The organism is Brevibacillus sp. AF8, assembly GCF_021270385.1.
Lineage (GTDB): Bacteria > Bacillota > Bacilli > Brevibacillales > Brevibacillaceae > Brevibacillus.
Genome location: NZ_JAGQDN010000002.1, coordinates 155,213 through 174,465, shown reverse-complemented (window position 1 = coordinate 174,465; position 19,253 = coordinate 155,213). Strand labels below are relative to the sequence as shown.

The 19,253-nt window shown below is 46.7% G+C and carries 19 protein-coding genes and 2 other annotated features; of the genes, 7 read left to right on the top strand and 12 right to left on the bottom strand.

The genetic code is table 11. The features are described 5' to 3' along the window. Nucleotides 1-1,044, top strand: a complete 1,044-nt coding sequence (gene cax, locus KB186_RS03905) for a calcium/proton exchanger (RefSeq protein WP_173609667.1) — start codon at nt 1-3, stop codon at nt 1,042-1,044. Nucleotides 1,045-1,099: 55 nt separating this feature from the next. Here the strand turns inward: cax and KB186_RS03900 are convergent, their stop codons facing one another. From KB186_RS03900 to KB186_RS03880, 5 genes are all read right to left on the bottom strand, one after another. Next, nucleotides 1,100-2,434 (bottom strand): sodium-dependent transporter, encoded by a 1,335-nt coding sequence (locus tag KB186_RS03900; RefSeq protein WP_173609668.1) that lies wholly within the window; start codon nt 2,432-2,434, stop codon nt 1,100-1,102. A 63-nt stretch (nt 2,435-2,497) separates the two neighbouring features. After that, nucleotides 2,498-2,735: a binding site (T-box leader), on the bottom strand. A 49-nt stretch (nt 2,736-2,784) separates the two neighbouring features. Next, nucleotides 2,785-3,025, bottom strand: a binding site (T-box leader). 108 nt (nt 3,026-3,133) lie between these two features. Then, entirely contained in the window at nt 3,134-3,415 is a 282-nt protein-coding gene (locus KB186_RS03895; RefSeq protein WP_007725848.1) for an Fpa/YlaN family protein, read from the bottom strand. A 93-nt stretch (nt 3,416-3,508) separates the two neighbouring features. Beyond that, the gene (gene glsA / locus KB186_RS03890) at nt 3,509-4,441 is read right to left on the bottom strand and encodes a glutaminase A (protein ID WP_221867177.1); all 933 of its coding nucleotides are present in this window, start codon (nt 4,439-4,441) and stop codon (nt 3,509-3,511) included. Nucleotides 4,442-4,519: 78 nt separating this feature from the next. After that, the gene (locus KB186_RS03885) at nt 4,520-5,689 is read right to left on the bottom strand and encodes a MalY/PatB family protein (RefSeq protein ID WP_221867178.1); all 1,170 of its coding nucleotides are present in this window, start codon (nt 5,687-5,689) and stop codon (nt 4,520-4,522) included. Between the two features lie 133 nt (nt 5,690-5,822). Then, on the bottom strand, nt 5,823-7,349 hold the full coding sequence (locus KB186_RS03880) for an AbgT family transporter (protein ID WP_232773138.1): 1,527 nt from the start codon (nt 7,347-7,349) through the stop codon (nt 5,823-5,825). 408 nt (nt 7,350-7,757) lie between these two features. Here KB186_RS03880 and KB186_RS03875 point away from each other — a divergent pair, with 408 nt between their 5' ends. Continuing rightward, nucleotides 7,758-8,267, top strand: a complete 510-nt coding sequence (locus tag KB186_RS03875; protein ID WP_173609672.1) for a molybdopterin-binding protein — start codon at nt 7,758-7,760, stop codon at nt 8,265-8,267. 74 nt (nt 8,268-8,341) lie between these two features. On the opposite strand, the gene sda is transcribed toward KB186_RS03875, so the two are convergent. Beyond that, the gene (sda, locus tag KB186_RS03870) at nt 8,342-8,479 is read right to left on the bottom strand and encodes a sporulation histidine kinase inhibitor Sda (protein ID WP_007725857.1); all 138 of its coding nucleotides are present in this window, start codon (nt 8,477-8,479) and stop codon (nt 8,342-8,344) included. Between the two features lie 271 nt (nt 8,480-8,750). Next, nucleotides 8,751-9,962, bottom strand: coding sequence for an ornithine--oxo-acid transaminase (locus KB186_RS03865; protein WP_173609673.1), 1,212 nt, complete (start codon nt 9,960-9,962; stop codon nt 8,751-8,753). Nucleotides 9,963-10,158: 196 nt separating this feature from the next. On the opposite strand from KB186_RS03865, the gene KB186_RS03860 reads away from it, so the two are divergent. Beyond that, nucleotides 10,159-11,577 (top strand): sigma-54 interaction domain-containing protein, encoded by a 1,419-nt coding sequence (locus KB186_RS03860; protein WP_173609674.1) that lies wholly within the window; start codon nt 10,159-10,161, stop codon nt 11,575-11,577. 551 nt (nt 11,578-12,128) lie between these two features. Then, nucleotides 12,129-13,517, top strand: a complete 1,389-nt coding sequence (locus tag KB186_RS03855; protein WP_173609675.1) for an amino acid permease — start codon at nt 12,129-12,131, stop codon at nt 13,515-13,517. Nucleotides 13,518-13,800: 283 nt separating this feature from the next. Here KB186_RS03855 and KB186_RS03850 read toward each other — a convergent pair whose 3' ends face one another. Beyond that, nucleotides 13,801-15,018 carry an MDR family MFS transporter gene (locus tag KB186_RS03850; RefSeq protein WP_221867179.1) on the bottom strand — a complete coding sequence of 406 codons (1,218 nt, stop codon included), beginning with the start codon at nt 15,016-15,018 and terminating at the stop codon, nt 13,801-13,803. A gap of 132 nt (nt 15,019-15,150) precedes the next feature. Between KB186_RS03850 and KB186_RS03845 the strand changes: the two genes are divergently transcribed. Further along, nucleotides 15,151-16,032, top strand: coding sequence for a LysR family transcriptional regulator (locus tag KB186_RS03845; RefSeq protein WP_221867180.1), 882 nt, complete (start codon nt 15,151-15,153; stop codon nt 16,030-16,032). A 1-nt stretch (nt 16,033) separates the two neighbouring features. Here the strand turns inward: KB186_RS03845 and KB186_RS03840 are convergent, their stop codons facing one another. After that, the gene (locus tag KB186_RS03840; RefSeq protein ID WP_232773137.1) at nt 16,034-16,702 is read right to left on the bottom strand and encodes a phosphatase PAP2 family protein; all 669 of its coding nucleotides are present in this window, start codon (nt 16,700-16,702) and stop codon (nt 16,034-16,036) included. Further along, complete coding sequence (locus KB186_RS03835) at nt 16,699-17,151, bottom strand: YaiI/YqxD family protein (protein ID WP_173609679.1); 453 nt, start codon at nt 17,149-17,151, stop codon at nt 16,699-16,701. The genes KB186_RS03840 and KB186_RS03835 overlap by 4 nt, the downstream gene beginning before the upstream one ends. 69 nt (nt 17,152-17,220) lie before the next feature. On the opposite strand from KB186_RS03835, the gene KB186_RS03830 reads away from it, so the two are divergent. Beyond that, complete coding sequence (locus KB186_RS03830) at nt 17,221-17,547, top strand: hypothetical protein (RefSeq protein WP_173609680.1); 327 nt, start codon at nt 17,221-17,223, stop codon at nt 17,545-17,547. A 67-nt stretch (nt 17,548-17,614) separates the two neighbouring features. Here the strand turns inward: KB186_RS03830 and KB186_RS03825 are convergent, their stop codons facing one another. Beyond that, nucleotides 17,615-18,535, bottom strand: coding sequence for a S8 family peptidase (locus KB186_RS03825; RefSeq protein ID WP_173609681.1), 921 nt, complete (start codon nt 18,533-18,535; stop codon nt 17,615-17,617). Between the two features lie 187 nt (nt 18,536-18,722). On the opposite strand from KB186_RS03825, the gene KB186_RS03820 reads away from it, so the two are divergent. Continuing rightward, the gene (locus tag KB186_RS03820; RefSeq protein ID WP_173609682.1) at nt 18,723-18,995 is read left to right on the top strand and encodes a stage VI sporulation protein F; all 273 of its coding nucleotides are present in this window, start codon (nt 18,723-18,725) and stop codon (nt 18,993-18,995) included. Between the two features lie 110 nt (nt 18,996-19,105). Here KB186_RS03820 and KB186_RS03815 read toward each other — a convergent pair whose 3' ends face one another. After that, nucleotides 19,106-19,195 carry a YjcZ family sporulation protein gene (locus KB186_RS03815; RefSeq protein WP_100169674.1) on the bottom strand — a complete coding sequence of 30 codons (90 nt, stop codon included), beginning with the start codon at nt 19,193-19,195 and terminating at the stop codon, nt 19,106-19,108. Between the last annotated feature and the right edge of the window lie 58 nt (nt 19,196-19,253).

Genomic DNA, 19,253 nt, shown 5'->3' with positions numbered 1-19,253 from the left:
ATGAACTTGAAACTCTTTTTCTCATTAGTAGGCGGGAGCATGCTATTAGCCCTTTACGCCCACTATTTTTCTGGAAATGAAATGCTCCAATTCGCCACGTCTTCCCTTGCCATCATTTTTTTGGCGGCTTGGCTCGGAAAATCGACAGAGAGCGTCGCCCATTATGCTGGGGACCGAATCGGGGGCTTTCTTAACGCTACCTTCGGAAATGCCGCTGAACTTATTATTGCTTTTTTTCTGGTGAAAGAAGGCTTGTTCGATATGGTCAAAGCCTCTATTACCGGTGCGATCATCGGAAATATGCTGTTGGTTCTCGGCTTGAGCACGCTACTGGGCGGTCTTAAGTACAAGGAACAAACCTTCAATAGCAGGCTGGCCAGTCACAATGCTTCCCTGATGACACTCGCAATCGTCGCTTTGTTCATACCGGCAGTCTTCATGTTTGATCTGCCTATGATCAAGGTAGAGATCATCAGCATCGTCATCGCCAGCCTGCTCATCATTGCCTACATTTTATGGCTCATCTTTTCAATGATTACCCACAGTGATTTTTTATCGGATATCGAGCCGCAAGAAAGTGATGCGGTATGGTCAAAAGGCGTCTCTCTCTTGATGCTTGCTGTCTCCACCTTTTTCGTGGCCGTTGTCTCGGAATGGCTGGTAGAGGGAGTTCAGCATGTCTCCGAATCGTTAGGGTGGTCAGAGTTATTCGTCGGTGCTTTTGTCATTGCGATCATCGGGAATGCGGCAGAGCACAGCGCTGCCATGCTTTTGGCACTAAAAGGACGCATCGGTGCAGCAGTCGAAATCGCGATCGGCTCCAGCTTGCAGATTGCCTTGTTTGTGGCCCCTACTCTCGTCATTCTCAGTCTCTTGCTAGGCAATCCGATGGACATCGTGTTCACTAGCTTTGAATTAGCTGCGATCGGAGTTGCTACCTTTATTACGATTTCCATCACACGGGATGGCGCTACGAACTGGTTTGAAGGCGTACTCCTTTTGACGGTGTATATTATTTTGGGTACGGTTTTTTTCTTCGCGTAGGGCGCAGGAACAAAAAAGGCTCCGCCATCCTAAAGTGGCGAAGCCTTTCGTTGTTTTACCAGATTCCCAGCATTTGCAGGAAAACGGCGAGAATCGCGATAGGTGCTACATATTTAATCAGGAGAAGCCAAACAATAAACAGGCGTTTGCCCAGAGAAGTATGCGCCCCCAGCTCGTTGATCAAGGTCTCCCGCTTCATTTTCAAAGGAACGAAGATCGCAATAAGCAGCGCTCCCAGCGGCATCAAGATATTGCTGACCAAAAAGTCCATCGCATCAAAGATAGATTTACCGAACAGCGTAACCTCGCTCCATACGCCGAATGACAACGCCGACGGTACACCGACGATAAAGATCAACAGACCAACCACCCAAGCAAGGCGCTTGCGCTTTGCTTCGTCCCCTTTTGCAAGAGATGCGACGATAATTTCCAACATCGAAAAAGCCGAAGTCAACGTAGCGAAAAGGAAAAGAGCCAAAAAGATTAACAGAAAAATACTACCGAAGGCAATTTGTTCAAACACAGAAGGCAGTACGATAAACAGTAATCCCGGCCCTGCTGTTGGCTCTACTCCAAGGGAGAAGACAGCAGGGAAAATCGCCAAACCGGCAAACAGCGATACGAGCAGATTCAAACTGACAATCGATCCAGCAGAACGAACCAGACTTTCGTTTTTGGCAAGGTACGAGCTGTACGTGACCATGACAGACACCCCGACGCTCAGCGCGAAAAAGGATTGGCCCAATGCGTACAGGATCGATTGTGCACTCAGCTTGGAAAAATCAGGACTCAGAAAGAAGGAAACGCCCTCCATCGCTCCATCCAACGTCAAGGAACGAACCATCAATACCATGAATAAAAGGAACAAACCAGGCATCATGTACTTGTTAGCGGACTCAATTCCACTCTGTACGCCTCTCGCGACTACCCATGCAGTGATGAGCATGAAAACCAACTGCGCAACGACTGCACTAACAGGATCACCGATAACGTCACCAAACACTTTGTCATAAGCTGGCCCTTGCAATTGACCAGTAAACCCGCGAAGAAGATAACTAAGAATCCAGCCCCCCACTACACTGTAAAAGGACAAGAGCAAGAAGCAAGTGATCACCCCAAGGCGACCGATCCAATGCCAGAGTGACCCTGGCGCAATTGTTTTGTACGCACTGATCGCCTCTTTTTGCGTACTGCGTCCGATTGTGAATTCTCCTAGCAACAGCGGAAGACCAATTGCTAGTGTAAAGATGATGAAAAGGAGAAAAAACGCTCCACCACCGCTCGTTCCGACCATATAAGGAAATTTCCAAATGGCCCCCAATCCAATCGCCGAGCCTGCTGCTGCCAAGATGAAGCCGAGCCTGCTCGTCCATTGTTCGGCTTGTTTCATAGTCTTCACCCTCCAAAGATATTCTTTTTATGCTCAAAAATGGATACAAAAAAACCCGCCCCAAAAAGGGACGAGTTTTCATTTCTCGCGGTACCACCCTACTTAGACATCCCCCTAAAGGCGATGCCTCGCTTCGTCATTGATAACGGGTGTGACCCGGACTCTCCTACTGGCGGCGCCTGCGTTCAGAGGTCAGCTCAAGAGTGAATTCAACGGGGCTTCCATCAGGCTGCTCTCAGTCTATGGCAGCCTTTCCTGTCATGTAGCAGGTCCGTTTACTAGTCTCTTTCCTTGCTTGTTTCTATGATTCGATTGTTGGGCATTCACGAAAATTAAAAAAACCCGTCCAAAAAAGGGACGAGTTATTCGCGGTACCACCCTGATTAAGTGCACGGGATACAGAACCCCTACACACTTCTCTCCATCATTGATAACGGGAATGACCCGATTCCTCCTACTAGGCGAAAAGCCATTAAGAGGGCTGCTCAGGAGGGAATTCTACGGGGCGCGCTTCAAAGCTGCTTACAGTCTAAGGCAGCTTCTCCCTGACAAGCGGTGATTCCGCATACTAGTCTCCATCATCGCATTTCAAAATTAATAAAAAATTATAGAATTTAATTTAATATAAATATACGAAATAGGCAAGTGTTTTTTCTTTTAACAAAATGAAAAGCGAGGATAATCGCCGCTCTCCTCGCCTTACTTTTGATTAAACAGTTCATGAAGATGGGCCAATTTACGTTCCAATGAACCCATAATTTCTCGACCAATGTCTTCACTAATCAGTCCTAAGCGGACCGCGTACTCTACTTCACGAGAAAGCCCGAACATTTGGGTATCCAGCACTTCTTCATACAGTGGGCACTGCGGCATGGTCAGGTTTTCCATCTGTACGTCGATCAGCTTGTAAATTTTGTCGGCGTCTGCTTGAAGCAACGCTAGCGCTTTTTGTTCCAGATCGGGAACCTTAATTTCTGTCAAAACCTATCCCTCCGTTTGCCTCCATCCTTATCATACATAGTACGCGATTCTGGGCCATTTGAAAAGGGGAGAAGACAGATCAACTGCAAGAAGCTAAAAGATACCAAGCTTCCACTCTTTTGAGAGTAGCTCCAACAGCTTGACACCGGCTACCGAATTTCCTTTTTCATCCAAGGACGGACCGAACACACCAATCCCCATACGCTGTGGCACGGTTGCCATAATACCGCCGGCAACCCCGCTTTTCGCAGGGATTCCTACGTCAATCGCAAACTCACCAGAGGCATTGTACATCCCACAAGTCACCATGAAAGTCTTGCAGATTCTTGCTACCTCTTCTGGAATCACTCGCTCACCCGTATTCACGAGAATTCCGTCTGCTGCAAGGACCATCCCTAGTGTAGCTACTTCCTTCGCTGTCACTTCTATCGAGCAATGGCGAAAATACAGATCAAGCGTCTCTTCTACATCTGTTTCGAGAATGCCGCTGTCCTTTAGAAACCAAGCAAGGGCACGATTACGATCAGCCGTTTTCTTTTCAGAACAATAAACAGCTTGATTGATCGTAAGATGAGGGTTTCCCGTCATTTTCCGCATCAAAGCCAGCACAGCATCTAGCCGCTCGTCCACATTAGCGCCACGAATCATGCCAGCAACCGCAATGGCTCCTGCATTGATCATCGGGTTCAGTGGTTTATGGGATTCGGTCGTCTCCAGTTTAATAATCGAATTAAACGGGTCGCCAGTTGGCTCTTTCCCCACATGCCGAAACACGTATTCCTTCCCGTTCTGGCATAAGGCGACGATCAGCGAGAAAATCTTGGAGATGCTTTGCATCGAGAATGGCGCATCTGCATCACCAGCAGAAAGGATCGTCCCATCGGGCAAGCATACAGCCACCCCCAATTGATGTGGTTCGACTTTTGCCAATTCAGGGATGTAGGACGCTACACTCCCATTGTGTGTATACTCAAGTGATTGGTTGCGTACTTGTAACAATTGTTCAGACGCTTGCTTCAAATCCATCGAAAATCCCCTCTGTCTATTACGTCGATGTATACAGATTCGATTGTAGATTTCTATAGGGGACATGTCAAATAATCCCTACTTCTGAACAGCGTGCTCCAATCGTTCCATCGCTTCGACTAGAATCGATCTCGGGCAGGCAAAATTAATTCGCATAAACCCTGCACCATCTGGCCCAAACGTCGTCCCATCGTGCAAACCGAGCTTTGCCTCCTCGCGAATGAGCTTGTTCAACTCCGCCTGACTACAACCTAACTGTCTAAAATCCATCCACCCCAAGTATGTCGCTTCTGGAATTGCCATAGATACCCCCGGAACACGAGTCGATAAAAACTCATGTACATAGGCCGCATTCTTACGTAAATAGATTAGCAGTTCTTCCAGCCATGTTTCTCCATGTTGGTAGGCAGCGATCGTTGCTTCCATCCCAAACAGATTCAGGTTCTCGTAGCCCATTTTGGATGCTGTGACCTGGAAGTCCCGCAATAACTGCTGATTTTCTGCCATCAAATAAGAAGTATACAGGCCAGCCAAATTAAACGTTTTGGCGGCTGATAGAAAGGTAACGCTCTGGTTAGCCAGCTCCGGTGCCAGCGAATAGTAAGGCGTATGAACATTTGGCTCATAGACCAAATCCGAATGAATCTCGTCGGCAACCACAATCACGCCATTTTCTACACACAATCTCCCCAAGCGCTCCAGCTCTTCTCTGGTCCATACCCTGCCGATCGGATTATGCGGTGTGCAGAGCAGCATGAGCTTCACCCGCGTGTCGCTCAGCTTTTGTTCGAGATCATCCCAATTCATTTCATAACGCCCGTCACGCTCTATGAGTGGGCTGGCAACGACATGACGTCCACGATTTTCGACTGCATGATAAAAAGGATGATACACGGGCGTCTGGATCAAGACACCGTCTCCTGGGGCTGTAAAAGCCTCTATAGCGACGTGAATGCCGGGAACGACCCCAGGTATCCCTGTCATCCAGCTCACGTCTACCTCTACACCAAATCGCTTGTGTATCCACTCTTTCAAGCTCTGATAAAGGGCATTTGACTTCAACGTATATCCGTATATCGGGTGATTTGCTCGTTTGATCAATGCCTCTGTGATTTCAGGAGCGCAAGCAAAATCCATGTCGGCCACCCACAGCGGAAGCATCCCTTCTCCGTTGACTCTCGGATTTTGAATCTCCCATTTGACACTGTCTGTCCCTTTACGTTCGATGCGCTGATCAAAATCGTACACGCTCGTTCCCTCCCCGTAGTCCCTTCACTTACATACACACAGCATAAACCGTCTTTTTCCAATTGTCCAAGCTTCTGGTGCACGAAAAAAAGAGCCGCCCTGATGAGCGACTCTCTTCTTACTAAATAATAAACTAGCGAGCGTATACGCCAGGGCCAAATGGAAGATCCAGGAAGTACCATACTGTCAACTGCAAGATCCATACAACCAAGAAAATGATTGCAAATGGAGTCATGGTAGAGAAAATCGTTCCCATCCCGGCATTCTTATTATACTTCTGATAGAAAGCCAGGAAGAGCGGGATGTACGGATTCACAGGTGAAATCGTATTGGTTGCGGAGTCCGCAATCCGATAAGCGACTTGGATAAACGCCGGATTGTAATCCAACAGCATCAGCATTGGCATAAATACAGGTGCGAGGATCGCCCACAAAGCTGAACCACTCGTGATAAACAAGCTACAAACACCTGTGAATAGGGTGAAGGCAATAATGATCGGCAAGCCTGTCAGGCCCATGCTTGTCATGAATTCTGCACCATTGACAGCCATCAAAATACCAATGTTGCTCCAGTTAAAGAACGCGATGAACTGCGCTGCTGTAAACGCTAACACAATAAAGCCTGACATATCCTTGATGGCTTCGGACATGTAATGCGGAATGTCCTTCGATGTTTTAATCAGTCCCATTGCTCTGCCGTACACAAACGACACAGTCACGAAGAACAACAAGATGATGGGAATGATCCCTTTCAAAAACGGTGAGGTCAAGAAGTCACCTGTCTTTGGATCACGCAGCAGTGAACCCTCCGGAACGACCAGCAACCCTACAATGACTACGAAAATCAATGCTGCGATACCAGCTTTGCGCAGTGCTTTGTTTTCTTGCGGAGTTACTTCCTCGAATTGTACGTTTCGATCCCCGTGATACGTGCCAAGACGTGGTTCGATGATTTTATCGGTAATCCACCCTCCAAAGAAAGCGAGGATGACAACGGAAGCTGACATGAAGAACCAGTTATCTACAGGTGTAACCATTGCATTTGGATCAATTGTTTTCGCTACTTCGGTACTGATCCCTGCCAAGAGAGCATCTGTGCCGGCAATGAAAAAGTTCGCTGTAAAACCGGAGGATACACCAGCCATACCAGCTGCAAAGCCTGCAATCGGGTGACGCCCCATTGCCAAGAACACGAGACCGCCAAGCGGAGGAATAATAACCATGGCTGCATCAGAAGCAAGATTTCCTAAAATACCGACAAGGACAATGGCATAACTGACAACGGCTGCCGGAATGCCTGCCATCATTTTGCGTAGAACTGTCGTCAAAAGACCGATTTTTTCTGCCAGTCCAATTCCAAGCGTCATCGCCAGAACGAGGCCAAGTGCTGGAAATTCAATAAAGTTTTTCAGCATGCTCGTTAACATCCAATGAATACCTTCGACGCTAAGCAAACTCTTTACAGCAACCTCTTCGCCTTTTGCAGGATGTATAACCGAAAAATCCATGGCTGCGAGGATTGCAGAGACGACCATTAACACGCCACACAAAATAATGAACAGTACAAATGGGTGCGGGAGTTTATTCCCTACGGTTTCAATCCATTTTAAAATACCTTTTTGCTTCATCAGATCTGCTTGCACATTCGTGCCTTTCGCCATAGTTTCGCCCCCTAAGTCGTTTGAATTCCCTGAATGTTTCTGCGGCTTTGCAACCATCCTCGGGATGAATGATGTAGGTTTCCTTCTCTAGCGCTCATCGCCGTTGATGGTTCAGCGGGAGAAAGACGAAGTGAGCTTCCCTTTTTTCGTGAAAGCCTTTTCAAAAATCGAAAGGCTTGTACACAATGCCTTTTATCTGGCCCCCCCACTTTTCAGTAGGAATTCAAATATCACAGGCAAAGTTCACTCTCACATAATAACTTTCTAATATGATTATATAATCTGTAAAATGTATGTCAATAATTTTTAGACTATTTTATGAAATTTTCGCTTTTCCGATAATTGCTGTCATTTGCTGGTCTATAGTAATATAGAGATTGATTATGAACGACCACGGAGGAATGACGCATGTCTGATGTTATCGTGTTCAAAGGGGCTATTGCTTTCCCTATTACATTGGATCCAACCGTCTGGGTTTTTGATGAACGCAAATTCGATCTGAAAACATACTCGGGCGAAGATGATAGCTCGCTGGCCACGCAAGCAAAATATTTGGCTGGCACAGGTACGCAGTGGGATAAGGAATTGCGCGAAGGAGCTACGCTTCCTTCCGAAAGAAAAAGTTTAGCCGAAGAACGCAAAGTGCTCGAAGGCGAGTACGGAATGCGCCTTGATCCCTTCATTACAAATGCTGAGCCCCTACCAGAGGTGACTCATGTCCGTCTTCACCGCGAGGATGAGGAAGCGATCGTTCTTCCACTTGCCGAGGCAAGAAGAGCCATCCTCCAATTCTCCAAAGGCGGCAGGCCTATTAAAGAGGATGGTCCTGTGTATTTTTATTTGCCTGAAATGTTGCTTGCCAATGAAGAACCAATTAAAGGAATTACCGCTTTTGAGTTTATTACGGAGCAAGCGTAAGATAACAAAAGCCATCCTCCCGAAAAAAGAGGATGGCTTTTGCCATATGTGACGTATGTGTGATGATTTTGCTCTTAGGCGCTGAACTGCGTGATACGGATATTCCGATGCTGTAGTTCTTCGCGAAGCAATTCGATAAAAGCTGCATCTAGTTGAAGGTCGACAGCTCGATGATATACTTCTATCAGCATTTGGTCACTTAAGTATTTCACCTTTGCTCACCTCCATCCTTAATATGAGCCCATTGTACCAGAAGCATTTGTATCGAACAATCGTTCGGATATCCACAAGCAATGTGGACATCTTGTTGGTAACATGTGGGCAAATTGTGTGTAACTTATAAGCATCCAAGCATTTCCTTTGTGGATGTTTTTTTTCTTTTATCCACAGTCAGTCGAAATTTGTCGAACGAATGATGCGATTATTCTGTCATAATAACCCACAAAAAAGCCACCCTGTACAGGATGGCTTTCCTTGTTGCTTTTATGCGTTTGCTGCTTCTGTCACGTGCAGAACTTGTTTGATGCGATCAATTGCCCAATCCAGGTCTTCTTTGCTGATAACAAGTGGCGGTGCAAAGCGAATGGTTGTCTCATGTGTTTCTTTGCACAGGAGTCCCAGTTCTTTTAGTTTTTCGCAATATGGACGAGCCGCTGTAGTCAGCTCCAAGCCAATGAACAGACCGCGTCCGCGAATTTCCTTGATAATCGGGTTGTTGATTTCTTTCAATTTCTCCATGAAGTATGCGCCCATTTCCAGGGAGCGCTGTACGAGACCTTCGTCAGCCAATACATCCATAGCTGCGATGGCAACCGCACATCCGAGTGGGTTTCCGCCAAAAGTAGAACCGTGGGAGCCTGGCTCAAATACGCTCAAGATCTCTTTATCTGCTGCTACTGCGGAGATCGGGAACACGCCACCCCCAAGAGCTTTCCCCATGATGTACATATCTGGTACTACATTTTCCCAATCGCTGGCAAACATTTTACCTGTGCGTCCGAAGCCCGTTTGGATCTCGTCGCTGACCAAGAGTACGTTGTTTGCTTTACATACCTCTTGTGCCTGCTTCAAGAAGCCCTCTTGCGGAATGATGATCCCTGCTTCTCCTTGAATTGGCTCCAGCATGAATGCTGCTGTATTCGGTGTAATCGCTTGCTTAAGCGCTTCAATATCGCCATAAGGAATGATTTTGAAACCAGGTGTAAATGGCCCGAAGCCACGTCTGTACTCTTCTGCAGAAGAGAAGGAAGTCACTGTGACAGTGCGACCATGGAAGTTGCCTTCACATACGATGATTTCTGCTTGGTTTTCTGGTACTTTTTTCACATCATAAGCCCAGCGACGAACTGCTTTGAGTGCCGTCTCTACTGCTTCAGCACCGGTGTTCATTGGCAAGATCATTTCTTTACCTGTCACCGCAGAGAGCTTTTCGTAGAATTCACCCAGTTGGTCATTGTAAAAAGCTCGGGAAGTGAGCGTTACTTTATCTGCTTGATCTTTCAGAGCTTGGATGATACGTGGATGACGATGTCCTTGGTTCAGCGCAGAATATGCACTCAGCATATCCAGATATTTATTGCCTTCCGGATCGTGTACCCATACGCCTTCTGCTTTGGAAATAACGATCGGTAGCGGATGATAGTTGTGCGCACCAAATTTTTCTGTTTGTTCAATAACCACGTTTGTTTTACTCATGTCGTTAGCCTCCTTCAAGATCACTTGCTAAAATTATCTAGCAAGAACGATGCCAAACAGCAAAACCCCAAAAAGTCGATCCAATTCGATGAGTTGAGCAAAAAAATTTTGCATCTCGCATTCGTAATCTTTTGCAGTGCATAATGTTTTTGCACTCATTCCCTTTATGCTATGATACCCTCATAAGGAAAGGCTGGTGACCACAGTGTCGTCTTCTACGCATAATTCTTCTGCTGACACTCTCTTGCGCATTTATGAACATACTTTGGACAGAATGAATGAAGGTGTACACGTCATCGATTCGGACGGGACAACGATTGTATACAATGCCAAAATGACCGAGCTGGAATCGATGACCAGACAAGATGTTTTGCACAAACCTTTGGCAGAAGTTTTTCAGTTCCCGTCTGGTCAGGAAAGTACCTTGCTCACATGCTTGCGTACCGGAAATAGCATCCGCAATACACGCCAAACGTATTTCAATGACAAGCAAAAAGAAATTTCAACCATCAACAATACGTACCCCATCATTGTAAATGGCAAGATCATCGGGGCGATGGAAATCGCCAATGATGTTACCAAGATGGAACGATTGATCAGAGAAAACCTGCTGCAAAAAAACGGGTCACGCTACACATTCGAGCACATTATCGGGAGAAGCGGTCCAATTCTCGATGTCATCGAGAATGCCAAACGCGCAGCACGCACCTCCTCATCCGTATTGGTAGTCGGTGAGACTGGTGCCGGGAAAGAGCTGTTCGTGCAAAGCATCCATAATGCCAGCCTGCGTGCATCTGGTCCCCTTATCTCACAAAACTGCGCTGCACTTCCGGATAGCCTGATCGAAGGGTTATTGTTTGGAACTGCTCGCGGAGCATTTACCGGCGCAGTAGAGCGACCTGGCTTGTTTGAGCAAGCAGAAGGCGGAACACTTTTTCTCGACGAAATCAACTCGCTTAGTATGCCACTACAAGCAAAATTGTTGCGTGCTCTGCAAGAGAAGTCGATTAGACGTATTGGTGACACAAAGGATCGAACGATCGATGTACGAATTATTGCGGCTATCAATGAAGATCCTGTTGAAGCAATCGCCAATTCGCATTTGCGAAAAGATCTGTACTATCGGCTCGGAGTCGTCACGTTATTTCTCCCCCCGCTTCGGGAACGCAAGGAAGATATTCCGATGCTGGTCAGCCATTTTATCGAAAAATACAATGAGCTGTTCCAAATGGAGGTAAGAAGCATCAGTGACGAGGTTCTGCAATTTTTTATTCAGCATGACTGGCCTGGCAATGTGCGTGAACTTCAGCACTTGATTGAGGGGGCCATGAATCTGATGATTGACGAATCAACCATCCGTTATGAACACTTGCCCTTACACTTTTTGCGTCGTATGCCAGCCGCTTCTGTAACAATCGAGCAACCTTCCCCCCACACGTTGCCATTTGTGGACGAAGGAAAGCCGTTGAAGGAAACGATGCAAGAATTTGAAACAGCATATATTCACCATGTTGTGGAACGCTATAACGGAAATATTTCAAGAGCAGCCAAGGAATTACAAATCAGTCGTCAGAGCTTGCAATATCGTTTGCGTAAGCTGGGGATAAAGGGGTAAAGCATACCAATAAAAACGTTTTGGTTTGAGTCAACATAGTGGAGGAGAAGAAAAAGCACAGTTCTCTTCGACTCTGACACGCTTGCAAAGGTGATTCACTATCCGTCTCCACTGCAAAAAGGGGTCCGTCGAGCCAAAGCCACCCTACGGGCGGAAGGTTCTCGAGGAAGAAGTGTTCGACAAGCGTGGTCCCCTTTTTGCAGTTCCGACTGGGTAGGCTTTGTCAAGGTCTACGAGCCCTGCGCTTTTTCTTCTCGACAGTTTTGTTGGTTCATCGTTCCCTAAAAAACTTGCATGATAATCTCATGAGATGCTATTCAGCCAATCCAATTATTCCCTTATCAATTTTAATAAACGCCAAGAGATTTGGCGTTTTTTTAATTATTTTGCATCAACTGCCGAATCATTTTGCACTTTTTGCCAGGATATACCTCAAAAATAATATTTTCATAAAGTATTTCATTTGGTATCATTCTTGCAGAGCATATATCGCTATCGCGCCTGAAAACGCATACATCCATTTAACATACTCGCGTGAAGGAGAGGGTTATATGTCCCAAAGCAACATGGAACAGCACAATCAATTGAAACGCACGATGAACAGCAGACACCTCTTTATGATTTCTCTTGGCGGCGTAATCGGAACCGGGTTATTCCTCGGATCAGGTTATACAATTAGTCAGGCAGGACCAGTTGGTGCCATTCTCTCCTATTTAGTCGGCGGCTTTATCATGTACCTGACTATGCTATGTCTGGGCGAGCTCACAGTTGCCATGCCAGTGGCCGGTTCGTTCCAAACATATATGACTCGCTTTGTTAGCCCAGCACTTGGGTTTGGTGTAGGCTGGTTGTATTGGCTTGGTTGGGCCGTGACCGTTGCTTTAGAGTTGTTGTCATCAGGATTGCTGATGCAACGTTGGTTCCCTGACTCACCTGTTTGGATGTGGTGTGCGATCTTCGGTGTAGTGCTCTTCTTATTAAATGCTTTATCTGCTCGAGCGTTCGGTGAGTCTGAGTTCTGGTTTTCCAGCATTAAAGTAAGCGCTATCATCTTGTTCATCATCTTGGGTGGAGCGGCGATGTTTGGCATTATCGACCTAAAAAACGGTCAGCCTGCGCCAATGCTCACCAACTTTACAGAAAGCCCGCTTCTCCCCTTTGGAATTACAGGCTTGCTGATGACGATGATCACCGTGAACTTCTCCTTTCAAGGTACCGAGTTAATCGGGATTGCGGCTGGAGAAAGTGAGAATCCAGAGAAGACGATTCCGAAGGCCATTCGTACGACGGTTTGGCGCACACTCGTATTCTTCATTCTGGCGATTGCCATTGTGGCAGGGATGATTCCACACCAACAGGCGGGTGTGATTGAAAGTCCATTTGTCGTCGTATTTGACAGCATTGGGATTCCTTATGCAGCTGACATTATGAACTTCGTTGTCCTGACAGCACTTCTGTCTGTGGCCAACTCTGGTTTGTACGCAGCAACTCGTATGCTTTACTCCCTGTCCAAAGAAGGAATGGCTTCGAAAAAGCTTGGGGCGGTAAATGGAAAAGGCATTCCGATGAACGCTTTGTTGATTACGTTTGCCATTGCTCTCTTGTCTCTTCTGTCCGGTATTTTTGCAGAAGATACGGTGTTCATGGTGCTCTTGTCCATCGCTGGTCTCGGCGCACAGGTGGGATGGATCTCCATCTCCGCTTCGCAGCTCGCTTTCCGTCGCCATTACCTGAAAAATGGAGGAAAGCTGGAGGACCTGAAGTTCCGTACACCTTTGTACCCTATACTGCCTTTGATCTCCTTGATCTTGAACTTGCTCGTTCTCGTGAGTCTGGCATTCGATCCAGAACAGCGCATCGCCTTGTACTGCGGAGTTCCGTTCATGATCATTGCGATATGCGTGTATCAATTCCATTTAAAAAAGAAACTCGAAGCGTAAATCAAAAAGAAAAGCTTGCAGCCCCCTACTTTCAAGAAGGGACTGCAAGCTTTTCATGTTTTATATGCGATGCGTTAGGCTTGGCATTGCTACAATGAGATTCGGACAATTTCCGTAACGACTACCATGGCAAAGACTGCAAATCCAAGGGAACTCGTTACCAGCAACATGCGCTTCAGCTTTTTCATATCTTCCATAAAATTCCCTCACTTTCTTGCGCCAATCATCTCTATCGATATATACGTATGAACAATGGAAAATGTTTCATTTCGCCCAAAAATATTTATGAGCGAGCTATTTTCTTCAAATCATTCCCGATTTGTCCGGTTTGTTGTTCCATACGATGCAGCATCCAGGCCACCCAAAAACCAATGACCAAACAAATGGTCCACGGCAGCCACGGCGTTTGCAAACGCAGCCCGACATCGTACACCCATCCTCCCGCTACCTGTCCAAATGAACCTCCGATGGCAATCGAATATCCGTTAAAGCCATAATAGGCGCCCACCAAATCTTTAGGAGCAAAACGGGGAACGACATCCACCAGATTCGGAACAGCAATCATGGTACCTAGTGCAAAAAGGAACACATCCAAGAGAATGAGCCACAATGAATCAGCAAACGTGAACAAAAATAGTCCCACGCTCATAAACAACGTCCCGATGCCAATCAAGGTAAGCCTTTGCGGATAACCCTCCAGCAATTGTGTCACTTTCATTTGAAATAAGATCACAAACAGCGAAAGCGCAGAAAGCACGATCCCTACATTCACCTTGCTATGTGTAACATTTTCAACAAATAGCGGAATCGTTAAAAACACCTGCATATTCAAGTAATAATACCCCATCAAAATAAAGGTATAACGTACAAACAGCTTGTCCTTCACTACCGTAGACATACTTTCCCATATACTATGCCGTGTATTCGTGGCGCGAATCGGTGGGAATAAAAAGAAGATCACGATAGCATTCACACCAAAAACCGCCCCTGCAAACAGCGAAATGTACGTAAAATCAATAGCCGAGAGTGCTGTCCCCACGATTTGAGAGCCGACAACTGCAATATTGCCAAGCACATTGCGAAGGGAGAATACTTCTTTTCGAATGGCGTCAGGCGTAATAATGGCATAGGCAGCAGAACATGCAGGCTCAAACAACGCCCCACCCAAACCGGAAAGAATCGCGGCAACAAAAAAGTGCCACGTCTCGGTACAAAAAGCGAACATCGCAAAACCAACAGCACGCACGCCCAACCCGAGGAACATCGCCCCTTTGTATCCGAAGGCATCCGCGATCACACCGCCAAGAAAGGCAAGACCTTGCTGCGAGAACTGTCTCACACTCAGGACAATTCCTGCCATCGCCAGTGTCCAGCCGATGCTGCCTGTCAAATACAAAGTGAGATATGGGATTAATGCATAAAAACCCATATTCATCATAAAAGATGTGCTTAACAAGAGCTTCACTGAAAAGGGCGTTTCTCGCCACCATTCCCACTTCATTCCAATACCCCTCGCTCTCCCGATAGCCCATGAAATAAGGATATCCCCAGCTTAGCGAACAGGGTATAATTTGGGAAACGAACAATTTTGTATATGGTAATCAAATATTTAGATAAGAGGGATTCCAACTGTATGGACTTCGAACAATTACGCGCTTTCTACACATTGGCCCAAACGAAAAATTTCACCAAGGCTGCGGAAATGCTCCACTTAGTCCAGTCTACGGTGACAATGCGAATCAAGCAACTGGAAGAAAAAGTTGGCAAACCTCTTTTCATTCGTGATAAAAGAAGTGTTGAGATAACCCAAGCGGGCTTAACCCTTTTACCGTATGCAGAGAGAATTCTCAAACTGTCCCATGAAGCCCTAAATGAAGTCGCCTCACTCCAGCCTTATGAAGACTATTTATCGATTGGCAGCTTAAACGCGATCTGGACATCCACCCTCGAACCAATCTTGAAAGAGTACCACTACCGGTATCCACAAATTGCCATCAGCACAAAGACAGGCCACTCGTCCGATGTCATCCAGTATTTGCTGGATAACGTGATTCAAATCGGAATCGTATACGTTCCTCCATCCTTACCCAACTTTGACGTCATTCCAACGTGGGATGATGAAATTGTCCTGGTTTGCTGTCCAGAGAGCTCCATCGCCGCATCTACACACGTCGATTGGCGCGAACTGCGCAATCTGCCGCTGCTGTACATGAATTGGGGCCCTCCTTTTAACGAGTGGATAAGACAGACACTGCCGCGAAATTACGTACCCAAGCTAACAGTAGACAAAGCGGAGCTCGCCATCGATCTGATAAAAGAGGGTCTCGGCGTGAGCTTGTTGACGCGCTCTACCGTCAAAGCCGAGCTTGCGGCTGGTACCTTGAAGGAACTGATCATCACAGGCAATAAGCCTCCCAAACGCTCGGCGTACATCGTCTTGCCGAAGGACAAAAAAAATAAACCCAGCGTAGAAAAATGGCTGAGTTTAATGAGTGAATTAGGGTATTCCACCTAGATTATCTGGAATGCGGTATGGGGTCGACGACTGTGCTTCGTCTCCCCATCCATTCTTCATAGCCAAGACGAAGGAGAAAGTACCAGCACATCGACAGGAAAAAGCCAGTAAGCACATCACTCAAAAAATGAACGCCCAAGTACACACGGCTGAACGCGAGCAATGCCACGAAAATAAAAATCGCAGGCTGCACAAGCGACGACCATCTTTTCTCCGCAAACCACTGGGCAATCCAAAACCCGACCATGCAATAAAAGGCTGGTCCGATCATTGCATGACCACTCGGAAACGAAAAGGACTCCGGCAGCTCAATCAGATTGACGCCACTCGGTCTAGGTCTGGCAAAAAACAGCTTTAAAAGCTCATTTGCGACTTCACTGACACCGAGGGAAATGAGAACAAACATTGCCTCCACACGATATTTCTTTATGTATAGGACAACGATCATAATCACTGCTACTGGTACAAGGAACATGCCTCCGCCCAGATTGGTTACCAATCGAAAAAAGGCAGTCCCAACATCCGAGCGAATCGACTCCGCAAATGCGATGGCAGCTTGATCCATACCTGCCACTCTCCCTGCTAGGTAGAGGGCAAACATGATCGTAGCAAGAACAGCAAACGCTAGTGCTCCGCCTACATATCCATTTTTTCTAGTTGTCTGAATCATTGTTGATCTCCTCTTTCTATCAAAAAGCGCAGGGACTCAGCAAATCGTTGATCGTCTTCTCGTGTACGAGCAGCAGGCCCCTTCGTACGACCTCCCCCGCGGCGATATCTCGCTTTTTCATTTCGTTCTTCCAAGTGAAACGCAATCCGTTCTGGGTCAAAAACCATCCCGTGTGGTGTCAGGGCATGGGCTTTCTTCCCGAGAATGAGAGCTGCCAGACCAATATCTTGTGTCACCACGACATCCCCCGGACTCGTTTCGTTCGCCAGCTTCATATCTACCGCTTGTGGCCCGGCATCTACCGTCACATGATTTGCGTTGCCGATTTGATGATTATAACTGGCAAAGGTCAAACAGATCCAGTCGAGCTCTTTGCACAATGCTTGGGCGGTTAAGAGTGCCTGGCGCGGACAAGCATCCGCATCGATAAGAACACGTCCTTTTGACATGGTTGCTCCTTTCGTGTGTATTTCTCTCCCCGTACCGATTCATTTTTGGTATGATGGAGGTGGAGAGGAGTGAGTTCACCTTTGCGCTATCAATTTATCCATGATGAACGGCTAGGTATACGACTTCCCGTGCTGCATCTGGAATGGGAAGATTATTCGACTGTAGAAAGAGCGGACATGTTGCTGGAATGGGAAGAAATCCGCGCAACCATTCCGGATCAAATACACCGGGTAGAGCAGGTTATCATTGAGAAAACCAAACAAATGTCCGAAGAGGAAAATTTCGTAAGATCTTGCGAATTGAACAGCGAGATCCACGAATTGGCCAGTGTTATTAACGATCTTAATATATGGTTCCGTGTCCAGCAAGACCATGACACCAAAATCCATCAATAATTCGTTTATTAAAAGCAACAGCTCCTTGGCTTCATTTTAGCCTGGGAGCTGTTTTTTCGTAGAAACGCTACGCTTTTTTTCGTTTGCGACCAATTTCTAGCGCTTTCAGCCCTGCCACATGCGGGGCAGCCATAGAAGTACCATTCAGCTTTTTAAACTGATTGCCCGGCCACGTAGACAAAATATCAACTCCGGGTGCCTTCATATTTACGCCCTTGCCTCTCGCACTGAACGATGCCAATTTTCCCGTTTGATCAATCGCACTAACCCCTATGACACCATCGTACCGAGCGGGATACTCCGCTTCTCCCCCTCCGTTTCCTGCAGAAGCCACCAGTACGATTCCTTGCTGATGGGCCCTGCCAACTGCTCGCGCCATTGCTTCGCTATATTGGGGCATGCCAAAGCTCATGTTGATCACATCCATCTTATTGGCAATCGACCATTGCAGAGCCTGCAAAATGGTCGACAAAGATGATTGACCTTCATGATCAAAAGCACGGACGTCATACAAATGGGCCTCAGGAGACACTCCCACAATTCCTCTTTGGTTCATCTCAGCTACGATGATTCCTGCGACATGCGTACCGTGTCCATTTTGTTTGCCGCGTACAAGTTGGATGCCGCCCTTTATTTGATCTCTCAAATCAAAATGATCCCGGGAGATTCCTGTATCGATGACAGCGACTTTGACGCCTGCTCCGCGCCCCTTTCGCCACAATCTTTGTGCCCCTACATATCGCACGCCCCACGGGATTTCATCCTCCCCTTCCGCATGGACACTTACGGTAATGTTCTCTTCCACCATCGCTTTATACCTTCGAAAAAGCTCCTCATGCTGCTCAAAAATCTTTTGTTTGACACACAAGCAAGAAAGGTCATCATAGCATCGCCATGGAAGTCTCTCGGTTTTGGTCAGAACCTTGGTTTTCAAATCTGACAGTATCTCGGTAAATGGCGTATCCCGATGAAAGCTGACAATTTTCAACCTACTAGCCTCCTGTCATGCATCGTTCTGACTCATCCTATGTCACGGCTCCCCCTATGGGTTTGGGCCATTGCACAACGTTAAGCAAAATAGGCGAAAAGCGGCGTGAATCTGTCCAAGCGAACCCCCTTGCTTTTCCATATAACTGCATAGGGCAGACGTATTCTTTTGAAAGGAGCGAAGCATCATGGCAAAAGCAAAAGGAAAAGCAAGGGCAAAAGTCAAGCTCAAAGCGAAGGGCAATCCACGTGATTTACTGAAGTCCATCAACAAGAAAAGCAAGAAAAAATGGACGATGGGCGATGTACGATCACTGGCAAAAGACTTTTCCATGAAAGACTTGAAGGACGACAAGAAATTAAGCGAGCTGATTAAAAAAGTCAGCAAGGCAGTCGGTGTCAAATTATCCGACCAGCAAATGTCCAGTGTAAAAAAGCAAGTGCATGATCGTCTCGGATAAGATATGTCTACCCTTGGCTTCGCCACTCTTTGGCGAAGCCTTTTCCATGCAAAACAAAAGAGAGAGCGAAAAATCGCTCTCCCTCTGGCGAAGCTACCCAGTGTTTTTCGTTAGTCGCAAGAGCAAGCAACGATAACGAGCAATACGAACAACACCAGTATTAAAGCAAAGTCGTCAAATCCTCCGTTGAACAGACTCATTCGCTTTCCCTCCTTTGCCAGCAACTAGTCATACTGTATGTGCGAATGCTCAAAGATG

Excerpts from the sequence above, each read along its gene's own strand:
- KB186_RS03835 (WP_173609679.1), bottom strand. The coding sequence starts at position 17,151 with ATGTCAAAAGGACGTGTTCTTATCGATGCGGATGCTTGTCCGCGCCAG.
- cax (WP_173609667.1), top strand. The coding sequence starts at position 1 with ATGAACTTGAAACTCTTTTTCTCATTAGTAGGCGGGAGCATGCTATTA.
- KB186_RS03815 (WP_100169674.1), bottom strand. The coding sequence starts at position 19,195 with ATGAGTCTGTTCAACGGAGGATTTGACGACTTTGCTTTAATACTGGTG.
- KB186_RS03840 (WP_232773137.1), bottom strand. The coding sequence starts at position 16,702 with ATGATTCAGACAACTAGAAAAAATGGATATGTAGGCGGAGCACTAGCG.
- KB186_RS03900 (WP_173609668.1), bottom strand. The coding sequence starts at position 2,434 with ATGAAACAAGCCGAACAATGGACGAGCAGGCTCGGCTTCATCTTGGCA.
- KB186_RS03855 (WP_173609675.1), top strand. The coding sequence starts at position 12,129 with ATGTCCCAAAGCAACATGGAACAGCACAATCAATTGAAACGCACGATG.
- glsA (WP_221867177.1), bottom strand. The coding sequence starts at position 4,441 with ATGGATTTGAAGCAAGCGTCTGAACAATTGTTACAAGTACGCAACCAA.
- KB186_RS03850 (WP_221867179.1), bottom strand. The coding sequence starts at position 15,018 with ATGAAGTGGGAATGGTGGCGAGAAACGCCCTTTTCAGTGAAGCTCTTG.
- KB186_RS03875 (WP_173609672.1), top strand. The coding sequence starts at position 7,758 with ATGTCTGATGTTATCGTGTTCAAAGGGGCTATTGCTTTCCCTATTACA.
- KB186_RS03880 (WP_232773138.1), bottom strand. The coding sequence starts at position 7,349 with ATGGCGAAAGGCACGAATGTGCAAGCAGATCTGATGAAGCAAAAAGGT.
- KB186_RS03820 (WP_173609682.1), top strand. The coding sequence starts at position 18,723 with ATGGCAAAAGCAAAAGGAAAAGCAAGGGCAAAAGTCAAGCTCAAAGCG.
- KB186_RS03845 (WP_221867180.1), top strand. The coding sequence starts at position 15,151 with ATGGACTTCGAACAATTACGCGCTTTCTACACATTGGCCCAAACGAAA.
- KB186_RS03865 (WP_173609673.1), bottom strand. The coding sequence starts at position 9,962 with ATGAGTAAAACAAACGTGGTTATTGAACAAACAGAAAAATTTGGTGCG.